16 protein-coding genes are annotated in these 17587 nt (G+C 65.2%); 2 read left to right on the forward strand and 14 right to left on the reverse strand.

The window, feature by feature from the left end; translation table 11 throughout:
- Window positions 1-4: 4 nt before the first annotated feature.
- Entirely contained in the window at window positions 5-598 is a 594-nt protein-coding gene (locus CO731_RS13210; RefSeq protein WP_245439330.1) for an ankyrin repeat domain-containing protein, read from the forward strand.
- The gene (locus tag CO731_RS13215; protein ID WP_108607497.1) at window positions 595-1071 is read left to right on the forward strand and encodes a nucleoside deaminase; all 477 of its coding nucleotides are present in this window, start codon (window positions 595-597) and stop codon (window positions 1069-1071) included. Before CO731_RS13210 ends, CO731_RS13215 begins: the two co-directional genes overlap by 4 nt.
- A gap of 88 nt (window positions 1072-1159) precedes the next feature.
- On the opposite strand, the gene CO731_RS13220 is transcribed toward CO731_RS13215, so the two are convergent.
- From CO731_RS13220 to CO731_RS13290, 14 genes are all read right to left on the reverse strand, one after another.
- Window positions 1160-1621, reverse strand: a complete 462-nt coding sequence (locus CO731_RS13220; RefSeq protein ID WP_108607498.1) for a RidA family protein — start codon at window positions 1619-1621, stop codon at window positions 1160-1162.
- Between the two features lie 3 nt (window positions 1622-1624).
- Window positions 1625-2587 (reverse strand): ABC transporter ATP-binding protein, encoded by a 963-nt coding sequence (locus tag CO731_RS13225; RefSeq protein ID WP_108609820.1) that lies wholly within the window; start codon window positions 2585-2587, stop codon window positions 1625-1627.
- A 41-nt stretch (window positions 2588-2628) separates the two neighbouring features.
- Entirely contained in the window at window positions 2629-3672 is a 1044-nt protein-coding gene (locus CO731_RS13230) for an ABC transporter ATP-binding protein (RefSeq protein ID WP_108609821.1), read from the reverse strand.
- Window positions 3673-3679: 7 nt separating this feature from the next.
- Window positions 3680-4543, reverse strand: coding sequence for an ABC transporter permease (locus tag CO731_RS13235; RefSeq protein ID WP_108607499.1), 864 nt, complete (start codon window positions 4541-4543; stop codon window positions 3680-3682).
- Entirely contained in the window at window positions 4543-5484 is a 942-nt protein-coding gene (locus tag CO731_RS13240; RefSeq protein WP_199914461.1) for an ABC transporter permease, read from the reverse strand. Before CO731_RS13240 ends, CO731_RS13235 begins: the two co-directional genes overlap by 1 nt.
- Before the next feature lie 60 nt (window positions 5485-5544).
- On the reverse strand, window positions 5545-7029 hold the full coding sequence (locus CO731_RS13245; protein ID WP_245439868.1) for an ABC transporter substrate-binding protein: 1485 nt from the start codon (window positions 7027-7029) through the stop codon (window positions 5545-5547).
- 80 nt (window positions 7030-7109) lie between these two features.
- On the reverse strand, window positions 7110-7871 hold the full coding sequence (locus CO731_RS13250) for a creatininase family protein (RefSeq protein ID WP_108607501.1): 762 nt from the start codon (window positions 7869-7871) through the stop codon (window positions 7110-7112).
- 10 nt (window positions 7872-7881) lie between these two features.
- Entirely contained in the window at window positions 7882-9030 is a 1149-nt protein-coding gene (locus CO731_RS13255; RefSeq protein WP_108607502.1) for an enolase C-terminal domain-like protein, read from the reverse strand.
- Between the two features lie 233 nt (window positions 9031-9263).
- Window positions 9264-10148: a MurR/RpiR family transcriptional regulator gene (locus tag CO731_RS13260; RefSeq protein ID WP_108607503.1), complete on the reverse strand. Its 885-nt coding sequence runs from the start codon at window positions 10146-10148 to the stop codon at window positions 9264-9266.
- A gap of 152 nt (window positions 10149-10300) precedes the next feature.
- A complete protein-coding gene (locus tag CO731_RS13265) occupies window positions 10301-10654 on the reverse strand; it encodes a DUF779 domain-containing protein (RefSeq protein ID WP_245439332.1) in 354 nt (117 codons plus the stop codon).
- A gap of 68 nt (window positions 10655-10722) precedes the next feature.
- The gene (gene adh / locus CO731_RS13270; protein WP_108607504.1) at window positions 10723-12240 is read right to left on the reverse strand and encodes an aldehyde dehydrogenase; all 1518 of its coding nucleotides are present in this window, start codon (window positions 12238-12240) and stop codon (window positions 10723-10725) included.
- A gap of 140 nt (window positions 12241-12380) precedes the next feature.
- A complete protein-coding gene (locus CO731_RS13275) occupies window positions 12381-13346 on the reverse strand; it encodes a helix-turn-helix domain-containing protein (RefSeq protein WP_108607505.1) in 966 nt (321 codons plus the stop codon).
- A gap of 143 nt (window positions 13347-13489) precedes the next feature.
- Window positions 13490-15292, reverse strand: coding sequence for an NAD(P)/FAD-dependent oxidoreductase (locus CO731_RS13280; RefSeq protein WP_108607506.1), 1803 nt, complete (start codon window positions 15290-15292; stop codon window positions 13490-13492).
- A gap of 302 nt (window positions 15293-15594) precedes the next feature.
- Window positions 15595-17493 (reverse strand): sigma-54-dependent Fis family transcriptional regulator, encoded by a 1899-nt coding sequence (locus CO731_RS13290; RefSeq protein WP_108607508.1) that lies wholly within the window; start codon window positions 17491-17493, stop codon window positions 15595-15597.
- Between the last annotated feature and the right edge of the window lie 94 nt (window positions 17494-17587).

The following is a 17587-nucleotide window of genomic DNA, read 5'->3' on the forward strand; positions in this document are numbered from 1 at the left end:
GAACATGACCGAGTTTCAATTGCATGCGGCGGCGGCCAGCGACGATGTTGCGGCCATCGGGCAGCTTCTGTCGAACGGTGCCGAGATCGACACCCGCGACAAGGATGGGCGCAGCGCGCTGCTGGTCGCGACGCATGGCAACAAGGTGAACGCCGCCAAGGCGCTGATCGAGGCAGGCGCCGACGTCAACCTCAAGGACAACATCAATGACAGCCCCTACCTCTATGCGGGCGCGCGCGGACATCTCGAGATTTTGAAGCTGACGCTGCAGCATGGGGCCGACCTCAAGAGCACCAACCGCTATGGCGGAACGGCGATCATTCCAGCCTCCGAACGGGGACATGTCGATACGGTGCGCACGCTGATCGAGGCGGGCACCGACGTCGACCACGTCAACAATCTCGGCTGGACCGCGCTGCTGGAAGCCATCATCCTTGGCGACGGCGGGCAACGCCATGTCGAGATCGTCAAGCTGCTGATCGATGCCGGTGCCGACGTCAATCTTGCGGACAAGGATGGTGTGACGCCGCTCAGCCATGCACGCTCCAGCGGTTATGACGCCATGGTTGGACTGCTTGAAAAGGCCGGAGCCAAGTGAGCGAAATCGACAGCTTCCTTGGCGAGGCGATCGCCCTGGCATTCGACAATGTCGAGCAGGGCGGGCGGCCGTTTGGCGCTGTCGTCGTCAAGGACGGCGAGATCGTCGCCCGCGCGATGAACCGTATGCTGGCCGACAACGACCCGACGGCGCATGCCGAGCTTCTGGCCCTGCGTGCCGCGGGCAAGGCACTGGGGTCGCCACGGCTCGACGGCTTGTCCGTCTATGCAAGCGGGCAACCCTGTCCGATGTGCCTGGCCGCGATGCGCATGGCAGGGATCAAGGACATCGCGTTCGCCTATTCGAATGAAGACGCCGAAGCCTTCGGCCTGTCGACCGCCGCATATGCTGCCGAGCTGTCGAAGCCGCTCGACCAGCAATCAGGGGTTTCGATCAGGCACTGTCCTCCGAAGGCCGGTGGCGGGCGCAATCTCTATCAAGTCTGGCAGGCGCGCGCCGGGTCGAAGTCGTAGGCGGTTGCCGGCGCCGCCATCAGTGTCGCACTGATGGCGCCTTCATCGACGTCCGCCGCATCATCACCCAAGACACACGCCGCGGGGGCTACGCTTCGATGGCGACGATGGCCTCGATCTCGACGGTGATGTTGTCGGGCAATGAGCCAAACCCCACGGCTGAGCGCGCATGGCGGCCACGCTCGCCGAACACCTCGAGCAGCAGATCCGAACAGCCGTTGATGACCTTGGGGTGCGCAGCGAAGTCCGGCGTCGCGTTGACCATGCCGAGCAGCTTGATGACCCGGCGAACCCTGGACAGGTCGCCTGTTGCCGCGTGGAGGATGGAGAGCAGGTTGAGGCCTGTCAGCCGGGCATCGTCATAGGCCTGTTCGATGCCGATCTCGGCGCCGACTTTGCCCGTCCGCAATGTGCCGTCGGCGTGCTTAGGCCCTTGGCCGGAGAGGTAAAGAATGTCGCCTTCGCGAACGAACGGGACATAAGTGGCAATGGGAGAGGGCGGCGGCGGCAGGGTCAACCCGAGCGCGGCAAGCCTGTCATAAGGGGTCATCGATCAGTCCTGGTATGTTTCTGCAAGTTCCGCCTGGCGGATGCAGGCGACGCTGTGGCCGGGGCCGACCGTCTCGCGTGTCGGGACGGTTTCGGCGCAGGCTGCTATCGCATGCGGGCAGCGCGTGCGGAAGACGCAGCCGGATGGCGGGTCGAGCGGACTTGGGATGTCGCCCTGCAGGATAACCCGCTCGCGCCTGATGTTGGGATCGGGCACCGGTGCGGTTGCCAGCAGGGCCCGCGTATAGGGATGTCTGGGTTTGGCATAGACGGAGCGCGCAGGCCCCTGTTCCATGATGCGGCCGAGATAGAGCACCACGATCTCGTCGCAGAGATACTCCACCACCGTCAGGTCGTGGGAGATGAAGATCATGGTCAGGCCGAGTTCGCGCTGCAGCTCCTGGATCAGGTTCAGCACCTGCGCCTGCACCGAAACGTCGAGCGCCGACACCGGCTCGTCGGCGATGATCAGTTCCGGCTCGACCGCGAGCGCGCGGGCGATGCCGACGCGCTGGCGCTGGCCGCCGGAAAACTCGTTGGGATAGCGGCTTGCATGCTCAGGGGACAGGCCGACACGAGTCAGCAGTTCCTCGATCCGGGCCTGGCGAGCGGCGCCTTTGGCGAGGCCGTGCGTGTCGATCGCTTCGCCGATGATGTCGCGTACCCGCATACGCGGATTGAGGCTCGAATAGGGGTCCTGGAAGATGATCTGCAGGCGACGCCGGTAGGCGCGCAGGGCCTTCTCCGGCAGGCTGAACAGGTCGACGCCGTCGAAGATGGCTTCGCCCGACGAGGGCTCGACCAGCCGCAGCAGGCAGCGCCCGGCAGTGGTCTTGCCCGAGCCGGATTCGCCGACGATGCCGACGATCTGGCCGCGCCGGACATCGAAGGAGATGTCTTCGACCGCCTTCACCGGGCCGCTGCCGGTCAAGAACTGCTTGCTGAGCCCGCGCACCGACAGCAGGATGTCGACATCGTCAGGCGCTTGTGTCGTGTGCGTCGTGTCGGTCACAGAAGTTCGTGCCTCCAGCAGCGGGTCAGGTGTTCGGGCGAGGCGTTGAGCAGGTCCGGCGGGACCGATTCGCAGTGCGCCTCGGCAAGCGGGCAGCGCGGGGCGTATGCGCAGCCGGCGGGCAGCGCCAGTACGCTCGGCACGCTGCCGGGGATCGGGTTGAGCATCTTGCGCGTGCCGTCCTCGGCGCGGTCGCGCTTGGCGTCGGGGATGCAGGCGAGCAGGCCCTTGGTGTAGGGATGGCGCGGCCTGGCGAACAGGTCGTGCACCGGCGCCTGCTCGACGACGCGGCCGGCATACATGACCGCCACCTCATGGGCAATCTCGGCGACGACGCCGAGATTGTGGGTGACGAACAGGATGCTCATGCCGATCTCGCGCTGCAGCCGGCGCATCAGGTCGAGGATCTGCGCCTGGATGGTGACGTCGAGCGCGGTGGTCGGCTCGTCGGCGATCAGCAGGGCAGGATTGCAGGCGAGCGCGAGGGCGATCATCACCCGCTGGCGCATGCCGCCGGACATTTCGTGCGGGTACTGGTCGAGCCGCTTTTCGGGGGCGGGGATCTCCACCAGTTCGAGCATCCGCCGGGCGCGAATGCGCGCCTCGTGGCGGTTGATCGGCTCGTGCAGGCGGATCATCTCCATGATCTGGTCGCCGACGGTGAAGAGCGGGTTCAGGCTCGTCATCGGCTCCTGGAAGATCATGGCGATCTCCTTGCCGCGGATCGCCCGCATCCGCTTGTCGCTCAGCGTGGCGAGATCGACGACGCCGCCGTCGCGCATGCGGTAGAGCAGGCGGCCGCCGACGATGCGGCCGGGATGCGACAGCAGGCGCATGATCGACAGGCTGGTCACCGACTTGCCCGAGCCGGACTCGCCGACGACGGCGAGCGTCTGGCCACGACGAACGGTGAGGGTGACGCCGTCGACCGACTTGGCGGTGCGTGTGCCCATGATGAAGTGCGTGCGCAGGTCTTCGGCCCGCAGCACGATGTCGTCGGCGAGCGCGTCTGGATGATTGTCTGCGTTGGGTGTGGACATGGCCATGTCAGAGATCCTTGCGCAGGCGCGGATCGAGCAGGTCGCGCAGGCCGTCGCCGACAAGTTGAAGCGAAAGCACGGTGAGGATGATGGCGAAGCCGGGGAAGATCGTCATCCAGTCGGCCTGGCCGACATATTGGCGGCCGGCCGCGATCATCGTGCCCCAGGTCGGGATTTCCGGGCTGACGCCGACGCCGAGGAAGGACAGGCCGGCTTCGGCCAGCATCGCGTAGGCGAAGATGAAGGTCGCCTGCACCAGGATCGGCGAGACGAGGTTGCGCAGGACATGTCGCGTCATGATGCGCCATGTCGGCACACCGAGGGCGCGTGCGGCCTCGACATAAGGGAGTTCGCGGATCACCAGCGTCGAGGCCCGTACGACGCGCGCCAGGCGCGGGGCATAGACCACGCCGAGCGCGATGATGACGGTTGCCAGCGATGGCCCGAGTGCTGCGACAAGGGCGATGGCCAGCAGGATGTCGGGGAAGGCCATCATCGCATCGATGATACGCGAGACGATCCCGTCCGCCTTGCGGAAGAAGCCGGCGACCAGGCCGAGCGTGATGCCGACGGTCGCGGCAAGTGCGGTGGCTGCCGCGCCGACGAGCAGCGACAGCTGCCCGGCATAGATGGTGCGGCTGAAGACATCGCGGCCGAACTCGTCGGTGCCGAAGAACCATGTCGAGCTCGGCGGCTTGAGCCGGTTGACGATGGACAGCTTGCTTGGCGAATAGGGCGCGATCAGCGGCGCGAGAACGGCAAGCAGGGTGATCGCCACGATGATCGCAAGGCCGATCGCAAGCGTCTTGCGCTGCAGGATGAGCGTCGAGATGCGTGGGGTGTCCACGCCGGAGGCGGATGCGGCGGCCATCAGTAACGTACCCGGGGATCGATCATGAGGTAGAGCAGGTCGATGCCGAAATTGATCAGCACGTAGATCGCTGCGATGACGAGCAGGGCGCCCTGGATGACGGGATAGTCGCGCCGCAGCACGGCCGACACCACCAGGTTGCCGACACCAGGCAGGCTGAACACGGTCTCGGTGACGACGGCGCCGGAAACCAGCAGGGCGGCGGTCAGGCCGATGACGGTCAGCACCGGGATCAGCGCGTTCTTGAAGGCGTGCTTCATGATGACCCGGAATTCGCCCATGCCCTTGGAGCGGGCCGTGCGGACGTAGTCGTCATTGAGAACGTCCAGCATCGAGGCGCGGGTAAAGCGGGTGATCAGCGCCGACGAGACGACACCGAGCGCGACTGCCGGCAGTACGAGGTGGCTCATGCGCGTCAGGAACGAGGCATCGGGGCCGCCATAGCCGGCGACCGGGAACCAGCCGAAGCTGACGGCGAAGACCTGGATCAGGATCAACCCGAGCCAGAAGCTCGGGATGCTGGCGGCGAGCATGGTGAGCGTGGTCACCGCCTGGTCGAAGAAGCTGCCACGCTTGTAGGCCGACATGATGCCGACGGGCAGCGCTATGGCGCTGGCGATAAGGATCGCGAAGATGGTGAGGAAGAAGGTCGGCTCGGCGCGATCGAGCAGGGCGCTGGCGACGGGCATGTCGAGGAAGATCGAATGGCCGAGGTCGCCGCGGGCGAGCTGGGCGAGGAAGTAGACATATTGTATGGGCAGCGGCTGGTCGAGGCCGAGGCGCACCCTGAGCACCTCGATATCGGCAGGCGTTGCGTCCGGGCCGAGCATGACCGCGGCCGGATCGCCGGGAGCGACGCGGACGATGACGAAGACGATCGTGACGACCGTGAACATCACGGTCAGCATGCCGAACAGGCGTTGCAGGACGTATCGTGTCATCGATCGGCTCCCATTGACCCGCCGGCGCGACCTTGGCCGCGCCGGCGGAGATTGTTCTTGTTACTTGGCGATATAGGCGTTCCAGAAGTACGGCCAGGCCGACGGCGTGAAGCCCGCGAGCTTCGGCGACTTCGCCGACAGCGCGTTGAAGTCGCCGACCTTGTAGAAGGGGGCCTCTTCATAGATGAGCTTCTGGATGTCGGCGAAGATCGCGACGCGCTTCTGCGGGTCCATCTCGGTGTTGAGGGCGACGACGAGCTTGTCCTTGGCCTCGCTGGCCCACCAGCCCGGATAGGACGAAGGCAGCGGTGCGATCAGCGCCGGATCCGGCAGGAACGGGCTGTGGGTGATGAAGATGTCCCACAGCGCCGGCTCGGCACGGCGTTGCACCAGCGTCGCCCAGTCGACGACGTCGAGCTGCACCGCAAGGCCAGCGGCCTTGAGGTATTCGGCCGCGACCTGCGCCATCTTGTAGTGGAACTCGTACTGGCGGCTGGTCAGAATGCGGACGGGCTTGCCGTCGTAACCGGCTTCGGTGGCAAGCGTCTTGGCCTTTTCGGGATCGGCCTGGTTGTAGCCTTCGATGCCGGCGTCCGAACGCCACTGGTAACCGTCGGGGTAGAGCGCGCCGTCAAGGGCGAAGAACTCGGGCTTGCCGAACGCGGCTGCCATCATGTCCTCGGCGTTGAGGGCTGCCTGCACGGCCTTGCGCAGGCCGGGCTTGGTCATCATGCCTTCCTTGTTGTTCATGATGAACATCGGCCAGCCGAAGGATTTGAGCACCAGCGGCTCGGTCTTCTGCTGACCGTTCAGGCGGTCGAACGCCTCGACCGGCAACAGGTCGGCATAGTCGTACTGACCGGCGATGGCACCTTCGACGCGGGTATTGGCGTCCGGCACCGGCACGAAGCGGATCTCGTCGAGATACTGCTTGCGGGCGCCGCCGAAGCCGTCGGGCTCGCCTTCGCGGGCCTTGTAGCCGTCGAAGCGGACGAGCTGGAGATACTGGTCGGCCTTGCGCTCCTTGATCATGTAGGGACCGGTGCCGACATATTCGGCGAGCGTCTCGGCGATCTTCTCCGACGGCAGCACCACGGCGGCCGAATTATTGAAGGCCAGTAGTGCGGTCAGCGGCGCGAAAGGCTGCTTAAGCGTGACCTGGACGGTGTAGTCGTCGACGGCTTCGAGCTTGTCGACATTGGCGGCGACCAGCTTGCCGCGCGAGGCAACCTCGAGCCAGCGCTTGAGCGATGCGACCACGTCCTCGGCGGTCATCGCCGAGCCGTCGTGGAAGACGATACCCTGGCGCAGCTTGATGGTGTGGACCTTGCCGTCGGCCGACACCTCGGGCAGCGCCTCGGCCAGCAGCGGCGCGACGTTCCAGTCCTTGTCGAAGGTGTAGAGCGTCTCGAAGAAGTGCTGGGTGACCATGCCGAGCAGGTCGCCCGTTGCGGTCATCGGATCGAGCGTGGTGAGTTCGCCGATCGTCGCGACGTTGACGACGCCGCCGCGTTCCTGTGCAAAGCCTTGTGCCGCAACAAGCATGCTTACGCTTGCCAGCCCTGCAATAGTCAATTTCTTCAGCATGGTTCCCTCCCTATATCCAATTAAGTTGCCGGTAATTCTCAATTCGCCTTTGTCAGCGACCTCACCACGCGCTCCAGTTCGGTCACGACCGCGTCGGTGATCAGTTCGCCCTTGCGGGCGCTCGCCGTGGACGGATCGCCGACCACGCCGGTTCCGCCGGACATCTGATGCATGGTGCGGAAGAGCGCTCCACGGCTTGCCCGGATCATGTCGGCGTTGGCCCAGTCGTAGGTCTCGACATAGGACATGTCGCCGATCAGCTCGCGCCGCACGTTTTCGGGGGCGGCGAGCAGCATCAGTGACGTCTCGAATTCGCAGGCGTGGTTGACGCCGGCAAAGCCGCTCTCGCGGATCGCTTCAAGTTCGGGCGCCACCAGCCGCCACCAGGTGAGCATGGCGATGGTGCACTCGCGATGGCTCGAACCGAAGCTCTCGAGCAACACCTGCCCGACGGCCTGGTTGCCGCCATGGCTGTTGAAGATGACGAGATTGGTGAAGCCATGGCGCACGACGCTTTCCAGGATGTCGCCGACATAAGCGAGGAAAGTCTCGTGGCGCACGGTCAGCGTGCCGGCAAAGTCCATGTGGTGCTCGGAGCAGCACACCTTGACCTGCGGCAGGATGAGCACCTTGTCGCCCATGCGCTGTTCGAGCCGGTCGAGGAAGTGGCCGCCGATGGCGACGTCGGTGTCGATCGCCAGATGCGGGCCGTGCTGCTCGATGGCGGCGACGTTGAGGATGACCGGAATGGAGCGATCCAGTCCGGCAAACTCGTTGGTGGTGAGCTTTTCCCAGCGCATCTGCTGTCCCTCAGGCGATCGTGCGTTCGGAGGTGCGGAAGCGGGCGAGGGCGGCTTCGTCGAGCTTCACGCCAAGTCCCGGACCGTCGGCCGGAATGCCGACATGGGGCGGCTCGAAGGCGAGCGGGGTTTCCAGCAGGTCATGCGTACGGATCATGCGGCCGAAGATGTCGCCCGGCCACACACAGCTTTTCGCCGCCGCCGACTGGTGGACATACATCGCCTCGAGGATGCCGAGGTCGATTTCCGATCCGTGCCAGCAATAGAGGCCCGCGGTTGCAGCGATGTGATCGAGCACCTGGAACTTGGCGAGGCCGCCGTTGAAGTTGAAGCCGTCGACGGCATTGTGCGCGATGGCGTTGATGGCGTCGTGCGGACGCTGGCCCTGGAAGACGTAGGGCAACGAAACGTGCAGCACGATCGGGATCGAGGAGAAGCGGCGCAGTTCGGCAAAGTCGAGCTGCATCCAACGCGGCAGCGGGTCCTCGAGCAGAAGCACGTTGCCGACGGCTTCGAGCTCGCGGATGATGCGGCGGGCGTTGCCGGCATTCTCCCAGCGCTGGTTGGGATCGAAGATGACCTTCATGCCCGGCGCGTGCTGCTTGATCTCGGCGCACCAGCCAGCGACGTCGTCTTCGAGGTCGCACTTGAACTTGATGACCTTGTAGCCCTGCTCATGGTAGCGCTTGACCCAGGGGCCGACCTCTTCCTGCGTGCGGTGGCTCGACCATGCGCTGACAGGCACGCGGTCGCGGATGGCGCCGCCCAGCAGGCGGTGCATCGGCACGCCGAGCGACTTGGCATAGGCGTCCCAGATCGCGCATTCGAAGCCGTCATATTCTCGGCACAGCGGCAGCGGCAGGTCCTGCAGCGGCAGGTCCATGATCGACTGGCCGAGCAGGTTGGCGCAGATCGCCTCGATGCGCGGCCATTCGTGGTCGCGGTAGAACTCGCCGAGGCCGACGGTGCCGTCGGCCAGCGTCATGCGCAGGACAAGCTTGGGCAGTTCGTCAAACTGCATGCTCCAGGCCGCCTTGCCGCCGACGGGCAGCATGTGAAGCGGCTTTGCCAGGCTGTCCGAGTTGATGACACCCTTGTGCGCCGGCACGATGACCTCGTCGAAGCGGAAGGAAACAATGGTTTTGTCGGCTATCGGCATGGTCGGCTTTCGGATGGGCTGAGGTGTTGTTTCATCGAAGGATGTAGTTTTATTACTCACATGTCAACGCATGCGGAGTAAAATTTCACACCCTGTGCAAAGCGCGGGAACGTCCGCTGTCCGTGGCATGCGGAAAGACAGTTATCTATTTGTCTTTGCTGAATAAAATTATCTCACGCCGAGATGCTGCGGCTCTCGCTGCGGTGTCCGGAATTGCGGTGCGGGCCGACCGATTAGTCGCCGATGGGCTGGTTGTCGGTGCTGCCGTGCAGGGCGACGAGCGTTGAACGCGCCCGCCACAGCTTCTTGCCGACCGTGCTGCGGCGGCGTGCACCGATCAGCGTCGAGATGCAGTCGAGCACGAACAATTGCCCGTAGCGTCCACGGTTCGGCATGTAGAAGAATTTCTCCTCGTCGAAGGCGACGAGGGGCACGTTGACGGTGGCGTGGCTGGCCAGGGGGCTGCCGGGATGGGTGACGGTGACCACCTTGGCATTGAGTGAGGTGGCGAGTTTGGCGCTGTCGATCAGCGAGAGCGGCTTGCCGGTGACCGAGAAGATGAAAAGCACGTCGTCGGCTTCCACGGTCGAGGCGATGATGCGTTGCTTGTAGGGGTCGGCGGTCGCCGAAACTGCCAGGTCCAGGCGAAACAGCCGGTTTTCCGCTTCGCGTGCGACGTTTGCCGAACTGCCGCCGACGCCGAAGCAGAAGATGCGGCGCGCCTTGTGGAGCAGTTCCGATGCCTGCTCCAGCGCAGCCGGGTCGCGCTGCGAGAAGGCCACGGCGAGGGCCTGGATCGTCGCCTCGTAGACGTTTTCGGCGACGTCGGGGCCCGTTTCCGCCGCCCAATTGCGCTCGCCGACGATGTACATGCGGCCGACCGCATAATCCTGCGCCAGCCTGATCTTGAAATCGGTGAAGCCGTCGCAGCCGATACGCCGGGTGAAACGGATGATGGTCGGTTCGCTGACCTTTGCCCTAGCCGCAAGTTCCTTGATCGGCAGCCGCGTCGCCGCTTCGATGTCGTCGAGAATTGCGTTGGCGATCGCACGGTCGGCCGGGTTCATGTCATCGTTTTCGATGCGGAGCCGGTCGATCAGGTTGGCTTGATTTCCCATATGGCCTTCATCGATTTGACGAGTCTGTTTGTCTCATCGTTACCATAAGCGGCTCTTGGAACAACCATCCGGCCGAACAGGGAGGGGCGGGAGGCGGTTTGCCGGGCCCGGCAGCCACGGTCGCGGGGGGGCGAGCGCCGAGCCGCCCGTGTTCAAGCTTTCGGAGTGCAGACCGTCGAACGCGTCAGGAAGCGCTTCTCGCGGCCATTGTCGAGCGAGAACATGCCGCCGCGACCGGCAACGACGTCGATGGTGAGGTCGGTGTGTTTCCAGGCCTCGAACTGCGAGGCACCGATGTAGACGGGGGTCTCGCCGACCGTTCCGAGCAGCACGTCGTTGTCGCCAACGATGAAATCGCTGCGCGGATAACACATCGGCGAGGAGCCGTCGCAGCAGCCGCCGGACTGGTGGAACAGCACCGGCCCGTGGTCGGCGATGATTTCGGCCAGCAGGGCGATTGCCTCAGGCGTGGCGGAGACCTTGTCGATGGACATCTTTTCAGGCATCGCAGGAACTCCCGCACTTCAGGCGCAGACGGCGCGGCATTTCTGCCGCGCCGCGCCCTGGGAGGCGATCAAAAGAAGCCGAGCTTCTTCGGGCTGTAGCTGACCAGCATGTTCTTGGTCTGCTGGTAGTGGTCGAGCATCATCTTGTGCGTCTCGCGGCCGATGCCCGACTGCTTGTAGCCGCCGAAGGCCGCGTGCGCCGGATAGGCGTGGTAGCAGTTGGTCCACACGCGGCCGGCCTGGATGGCGCGGCCGAAGCGGTAGAGCCGGTTGGCATCGCGGCTCCAGATGCCGGCACCGAGGCCGTAGAGCGTGTCGTTGGCGATAGACAGCGCGTCGTCGTCGTCCTTGAAGGTGGTGACCGACACCACCGGGCCGAAGATTTCCTCCTGGAAGACGCGCATCTTGTTGTGGCCCTTGAAGACGGTCGGCTTGACGTAGTAGCCGCCGGCAAGGTCGCCGGGCAGATGCGCGCGCTCGCCGCCGGTCAGCACCTCGGCGCCTTCCTGACGGCCGATGTCCATGTAGGACAGGATCTTCTCCAACTGCTCGGACGATGCCTGCGCGCCGATCATCGTCGCCGGGTCGAGCGGGTCGCCCTGGACGATCGCCTCGACGCGCTTCAGCGCGCGCTCCATGAATTTGTCGTAGATCTTCTCGTGCACGAGAGCGCGGCTAGGGCAGGTGCAGACCTCGCCCTGGTTGAGTGCGAACATGACGAAGCCTTCGATGGCCTTGTCGAAGAAGTCGTCGTCCTCCGATGTCACGTCCTGGAAGAAGATGTTGGGCGACTTGCCGCCGAGTTCGAGCGTCACCGGGATCAGGTTCTGGCTGGCATATTGCATGATCAGCCGGCCGGTCGTCGTCTCGCCGGTAAAGGCGATCTTGGCGATGCGCGGGCTCGATGCCAGCGGCTTGCCGGCTTCGAGACCGAAGCCGTTGACGATGTTCAATACGCCGTCGGGCAACAGGTCGCCGATCAGGTCGGCCCACAGCATGATAGAGGCGGGGGTCTGTTCGGCCGGCTTCAGCACCACGCAATTGCCGGCGGCAATTGCCGGCGCCAGCTTCCAGCAGGCCATCAGCAGCGGGAAGTTCCACGGGATGATCTGGCCGACGACGCCGAGCGGCTCGTGGAAATGGTAGGCGACGGTGTCGTCGTCGATCTGCGACAGGCTGCCTTCCTGGCTGCGCAGGACACCGGCGAAGTAGCGGAAATGGTCGATGGCCAGCGGTACGTCGGCGGCAGTCGTCTCGCGGATCGGCTTGCCGTTGTCCCAGGTCTCGGCGAGCGCCAGCAAGTCGAGGTTTTCTTCCATGCGGTCGGCGATGCGGTTGAGGATCAGCGCGCGGGCGGCCGGGCTGGTCCTGCCCCAGGCGTCCTTGGCCTTGTGGGCGGCATCGAGCGCTGCCTCGATGTCGGCGGCGTCGGAGCGGGCGATTTCGCCGAGCGGCCGGCCGGTGACCGGCGAGATGTTCTCGAAATAGCGGCCGGATTTCGGCGCGACCCACTGACCGCCGATGTAGTTGTCGTAGCGCTTGGCGAAGGGCACCTTGGCGGTGCGCGAAAACTCGACCTTGTTCATGAACTTCCTCCCGAGAAGCAACGCTGCGGGATGCAGCGCGTCGGGAGGAGCGTCGGAGAATATCCGGGCCGTGTCAGCCGGGGGAGGAGCGGTCGCCGGTGCCAACTGTCGCAGAACTGCGACAGTTCCGGGCAGCAAGGTCAATGCGCGCGGCGGATGCCGAGGCGATTGAGCTTGCGGTGCAGGGTGGCGCGCGAAATACCAAGCTTCAGGGCCGCGGCGGAGACGTTGCCGTCGGCGCGGGCAAGCGCCCGGTGAAGTGCTGCGCGTTCGGCCTCGTCGAGGTCTTCGGCGGCCCGCATGCTGCCACCGACGATGTCGGCGACCGGCAGTCGCCGCTCGAGCCGTTCCCTCGTGATGCCGTAGGTCAGGCGCGCCTGTCTCGTCGCGCCGATGACCAGGTCGTCGGCATCGACGGCAATCATGCCGCCGGGACTGCGCTCGACCTCAGGCGTCAGGATGATGCGGGCACGGGGGAAGGCGAGGCGGAAATTGTCGGCCTCGATGCGGCGCGCGGCGTCGCCGACGGCAAGTGCGATCAGGTTGACGAAACCTTCGGTCAGGTCGGCCCGGCAGGACGATACGTCGAGGGCCGCGGCAACATTGCCCTGATGGTCGTAGATCGGGGCCGTGGTGCAGGAAAGTGCCGTGTTGCGCGAGAGGAAATGCTGGCCGCGATGGATGGTCAGCGGCCGCTGCTCGACAAGGCTGGTGCCGATGGCGTTGGTGCCCTCGCTTTCCTCGCTCCAGACCGTGCCCGTCCAAAGACCCCAGTCATGGAAGGTCTCGTCATCGGCGACGGCGCCGCGGCGCTCGACCGGGATACCGTTGCGGTCGGCCAGGAGCACGCAGCAGCCGACCCCGCCGACGGCAAGATAAAGCCGGTCGAGGCTGGCCTGGGCTGCTGATATCAGCGGCTCGATGCGCTGCCGGGCCAGCGACAGCTCGGCCTCGGTCAGCCGCTCGGGCGGGCTTCGGTGCGTCGGGTCGAGACGGTGCTGCGACGAACGTTGCCACGAAGCGACAAGCGCCGAGCGCGCAGCGTCGCTCGACTTCAGTGCCGCCTGGACCTTGTCGGCATGCTCGACGATTGCGGTGCCTCTCATCCTCTCCTCCGACGGCGGTCTGCACCCTTCTTTGCTGCGTCTAGTCGTTGCCTGCCTCAGCGCTCCGGTCAATTAGTCGTTAGACCCAGACAGGCATGCAGGCCGGGAGCGTAGAAGCTCGCCGGCCTGCAGCGTTCTTGACGTCAGGACTTGTGATGGACGTCCTGCAGCCCGTAGACCTCAGTGGCGATCCCTTCCTGGCGCGCCTTGATCTGCAGGGAGAGATACTGCGAGTAGTGCCTGGACTGGTGCAGGTTGCCGCCGTGGAACCACAGCGCTTCCTGCTGGGTCGGCTTCCACATGTTGCGCTGCTCGCCCTCCCAGGGGCCGGGGTCCTTGGTCGTGCTGGAGCCGAGTCCCCAGCACTTGCCCACCTTGTCGGCGACGTCCTGGCTGATCAGGTCGGCCGCCCAGCCGTTCATCGAGCCGTAGCCGGTGGCATAGACGATGAGGTCGACCTCCAGTTCGCGCCCGTCTTCGAGAACGATCGAGGTTTCCGTCAGTTTCTCGACGCCGACGCCGCTGACCAGCTTGATCCGGCCGTCGGCCACCAGTTCGCAGGCGCCGACGTCGATGTAGTAGCCGGAGCCGCGCCGGAGATATTTCATGAACAGCCCGGACTCGTCATCGCCGAAGTCGAGCATGAAGCCGGCATCTTCCAGTCGCTGGTAGAAGGCTGCGTCCTTCTCCCGGATCTTGTCGTAAATCGGCACCTGGAACTCGTGCATGATGCGATAGGGCAGCGAGGCGAAGATCAGGTCGGCCTTGCGCGTCGTCATGCCCGAAGCGACGGCGCGCTCCGAATAGAGGTCGCCGAGCCCGATCTCCATCAGCGAGTCGGACTTGACGATGTGGGTGGAGGACCGCTGCAGCATGGTGACGTCGGCGCCGCCTTCCCAAAGGGCTGCGCAGATGTCGTGCGCGGAATTGTTGGAGCCGACGACCACGACCTTCTTGCCCTTGTAGGCGTCGGGCCCGGGGTGCTGCGAGGAATGCTGCTGCTCGCCCTTGAAGACCTCCTGGCCCTTGAATTTCGGGACGTTGGCCTTGCCGGACATGCCGGTGGCCAGCACCAGCTGTTTCGGCTTCAGCGCGATCTCCTGGCCGTCGCGTTCGACCACGACGGTCCATTCCCCGGCAGCCTCGTCATAGTCGGCGGACTTGCAGGTGGTCGAGCTCCAGTAGTTGAGCTCCATGACCTTGGTGTACATCTCCAGCCAGTCGCCGATCTTGTCCTTCGGCGCAAAAACCGGCCAGTTCTCCGGGAACGGGATGTAGGGCAGGTGGTCGTACCAGACCGGATCGTGCAGGCAGAGCGACTTGTAGCGCTTGCGCCAGCTGTCGCCGGGCCGCTCGTTCTTTTCGATGATGATGGTCGGCACGCCCAGCTGCCGCAGCCGGGCGCCGAGGGCGATGCCGCCCTGGCCGCCGCCGATGATGACGGTGTAGGGCTGGGTGGTGAAGCCGAGCTCGGCCGCTTCGGCCTCGCGCTTTTCCTTCCACGTCCGGCGGCCGGCGTCGCTGCCGTGCTCGGCGCCCATCGGGCGCAGCAGGCCCTTGGGCTCCTCGTGGCCCTTCAACTCGCTCATGGTGGTCAGCAGCGTCCATATCAGGCCGTTCTTCAGCCTGATGTGGCCATAGCCGCGCGCCACCGCGGTCTCGAACTCGAACCAGCCGTCGGTGATGCCGTCATTCTGGCTGGCCAGTTCCTTCTCATCCTGGCGGAACCGGCCCGGCTTGATCGAAGCGAGCTGGCTCTTCAGCATGTCGCGGACATGGTCGTGGCCCTCCATGGTCTTGAGGTTCCAGGTGAACGTCACGAGGTCGCGCCAGTAGCAGTCCGCCTGGAACAGGTTCACGGCGGCGTCGATGTCGCCGCTTGCGAGGGCCTTTTCCAGCTTGCCGAGAATGCTGTCGATCTTGGTCTGGGGGCTGTCGTCGAGCATTTTGTCTTCCTCCGAATTGCCTATGATTGTTTGCTGGGGAGCGGCGCTTGGCGTCGCGCGATCCCGGGGCGGGGATTGGCGAGATCAGGATCTCGCGGGTGTTCCCTCAGGGGCCAGCAGGGCGTGGATGCCCGAACTGTTCGACATGGCTTTCCTCCGGTTCCAGTCGCTCCATGCACAGCAAGTGCCGTGCCAAGTCGCGGATGGCGGGAAAGCCCGGTATTTCCGGGGGGAGGTGGGGCAACACCTGTTGCAGCGCGCCTGGAGCACGCCACAGCTGTTGCAGCAGGCGCTGCAACAGCTCAGTGGAGCGCTGTCAGCCCGTAGCGCTTGATCTGGCGGTGGACGGTGGAACGGTCGAGGCCCATGCGGCGGGCGGTTTCGGAGACGTTCCAGTTGCACGCGGCAAGCATCGCCTGCAGTGCGGCCGGGCCGGAGTCCGCATCGTCCAGGCGGTCGGTCACCTCGGTCACCGGCGCCATGGTCTCGGGCAGATCGCAAAGCTCGATCACGCCGTCCTGGCAGAGCGCTGCGGCAACCGCGATGACGTTGTCGAGTTCGCGGATGTTGCCCGGCCAGCCATGGGCGCGCAGGGCGAGCAGTGCCGCGGGCGCCATTGTCAGCGTTTCGCCGTCCAGGCGATGGCGGGCGATGACCGTGTCGAGCAGCCAGTCGAAGTCGCGGCGTTCACGCAGCGGCGGGATGGAAAGCGTCGCGGCGTTCAGGCGATAGTAGAGGTCCTCGCGGAAACGCCCTTCCTGCACGAGCGAACCAAGATCGCGGTGAGACGCCGAGATGACCCTGAGGTTGACCGGCTTCGGCCGCGATGCACCGACTGGAAGCACTTCCCGTTCGGCCAGCACGCGCAGGAAGCGGCTTTGCAGCGGAAGCGGCATGTCGCCGATCTCGTCGAGGAACAGCGTGCCGCCGTCGGCCTCTTCGATCAGCCCCTTGCGGCCCTTGGCCGATGCGCCGGTGAAGGCGCCCGGCAAATGGCCGAACAGTTCGCTTTCAATCAGTTGCTCGGGGATGGCGGCGCAGTTGATGGCGACGAACTTGCCCTTGGCGGCAGCGCCGTCGTGGATCGCCTTGGCGAGATATTCTTTGCCGGTGCCGGTTTCGCCCTGGAGCAGGATGGGCAGCGGCCTGCCGGCGAGCTTCGCCGCCTTGGCCTGGAGTGCCGCCATTTGCGGATCGCCGCCGCTCAGGCCGCGCAGCGAAACCGGGATCTGGTCGCGCGCAATGGCCGGCGCCTGGACCTTGTGGTGCGGCTCGATGGCGTGGGCAAACAGCGCGCTGCCGTCGCGGGCGAAGACCAGCCGGTCCTGCGTCGGCCGCCGCCGGGTGAGATCCGGCAGGTCGTCGATCTCCATGTCGAAGAAGCGCGCGATCGGCTGGCCGATCAGGCCGTCCGGCTGGCGCCAGTCGAGCCCGACCGAACGCGCCAGGATCTTGGCGCCGCCATGGGTCATGCCGATGATGCGTCCAGCGCCGTCGATGGAAATCGCCGCTTCCGGATCGACATCGAGGAATTCCGGCGACCGGGCGAAGCGCAGCACCCATTCGTCGCGGGTCTGGGCCATCAAATTGGCGAGTTCGATGCGGCGCACGGTGGCAGCTACCAGATGCAGCGCCAGATTCTGGCTGGTCTTGCGGATCGGCGAACTCAGCAGCGAAATGTCGAGCACCGCGGCAAGGTCGCCGCGGATGTCGTAGACCGGTGCCGCCGTGCAGGACAAAGGCGTATGGGTGTTGTCGAAATGGTCGGTCTGGTGGATGGTCAGGGCCTCGCCGGCCTCCAGGCAGGCGCCGACGGCACAGGTTCCGGCGCGTGCTTCCGACCATTCCGAGCCGAGGTAGAGGCCGGCCTTGCGCAGGTTGTTGTCGAACAGCGGGTCGCCGAGAAACTCGACCGTCACGCCCTTGCGGTCGGACAGCAGCAGCACGTAGTTCTGGCCGGCCACCTGCCGGAACAGGTTTTCGAGGCCGGAGCGGGCGATGGCGATCAGCTCCTCCGACTGCTGGCGATGCTCGCGCAGTTCCCCATCTGGCAGGATATAGGCTTCGCAGGCCTGGGTCGGGTCGAGCCGATGCTGCTCGATGCAGCGCAGCCACGACTTGACCACCTGCTCGTCGCGCCCGGTCGAAGCTCCAAGGCTGACGCTTTCGATCTCGCGAATATGGTCGGAATGCGAAAACATCGGCAATTGCGGCGCGCCTCCCAACGCACCGCCCTCCCATTTTCTCCTGATGCCACATGACTGCATGGCCTCAGGGCATTGTAAAGGAGACTAA

It is taken from the genome of Aminobacter sp. MSH1 (assembly GCF_003071665.1).
Lineage (GTDB): Bacteria > Pseudomonadota > Alphaproteobacteria > Rhizobiales > Rhizobiaceae > Aminobacter > Aminobacter niigataensis.

Bases quoted from the DNA above. Each gene is read 5' to 3' on its own strand.
- CO731_RS13210 (WP_245439330.1), top strand. From the start codon at position 5: ATGACCGAGTTTCAATTGCATGCGGCGGCGGCCAGCGACGATGTTGCG.
- CO731_RS13260 (WP_108607503.1), bottom strand. From the start codon at position 10,148: ATGGGAAATCAAGCCAACCTGATCGACCGGCTCCGCATCGAAAACGAT.
- CO731_RS13265 (WP_245439332.1), bottom strand. From the start codon at position 10,654: ATGCCTGAAAAGATGTCCATCGACAAGGTCTCCGCCACGCCTGAGGCA.
- CO731_RS13250 (WP_108607501.1), bottom strand. From the start codon at position 7,871: ATGCGCTGGGAAAAGCTCACCACCAACGAGTTTGCCGGACTGGATCGC.
- CO731_RS13245 (WP_245439868.1), bottom strand. From the start codon at position 7,029: ATGCTTGTTGCGGCACAAGGCTTTGCACAGGAACGCGGCGGCGTCGTC.
- CO731_RS13275 (WP_108607505.1), bottom strand. From the start codon at position 13,346: ATGAGAGGCACCGCAATCGTCGAGCATGCCGACAAGGTCCAGGCGGCA.
- CO731_RS13220 (WP_108607498.1), bottom strand. From the start codon at position 1,621: ATGACCCCTTATGACAGGCTTGCCGCGCTCGGGTTGACCCTGCCGCCG.
- adh (WP_108607504.1), bottom strand. From the start codon at position 12,240: ATGAACAAGGTCGAGTTTTCGCGCACCGCCAAGGTGCCCTTCGCCAAG.
- CO731_RS13235 (WP_108607499.1), bottom strand. From the start codon at position 4,543: ATGGCCGCCGCATCCGCCTCCGGCGTGGACACCCCACGCATCTCGACG.
- CO731_RS13240 (WP_199914461.1), bottom strand. From the start codon at position 5,484: ATGACACGATACGTCCTGCAACGCCTGTTCGGCATGCTGACCGTGATG.
- CO731_RS13280 (WP_108607506.1), bottom strand. From the start codon at position 15,292: ATGCTCGACGACAGCCCCCAGACCAAGATCGACAGCATTCTCGGCAAG.
- CO731_RS13230 (WP_108609821.1), bottom strand. From the start codon at position 3,672: ATGTCCACACCCAACGCAGACAATCATCCAGACGCGCTCGCCGACGAC.
- CO731_RS13290 (WP_108607508.1), bottom strand. From the start codon at position 17,493: ATGTTTTCGCATTCCGACCATATTCGCGAGATCGAAAGCGTCAGCCTT.
- CO731_RS13255 (WP_108607502.1), bottom strand. From the start codon at position 9,030: ATGCCGATAGCCGACAAAACCATTGTTTCCTTCCGCTTCGACGAGGTC.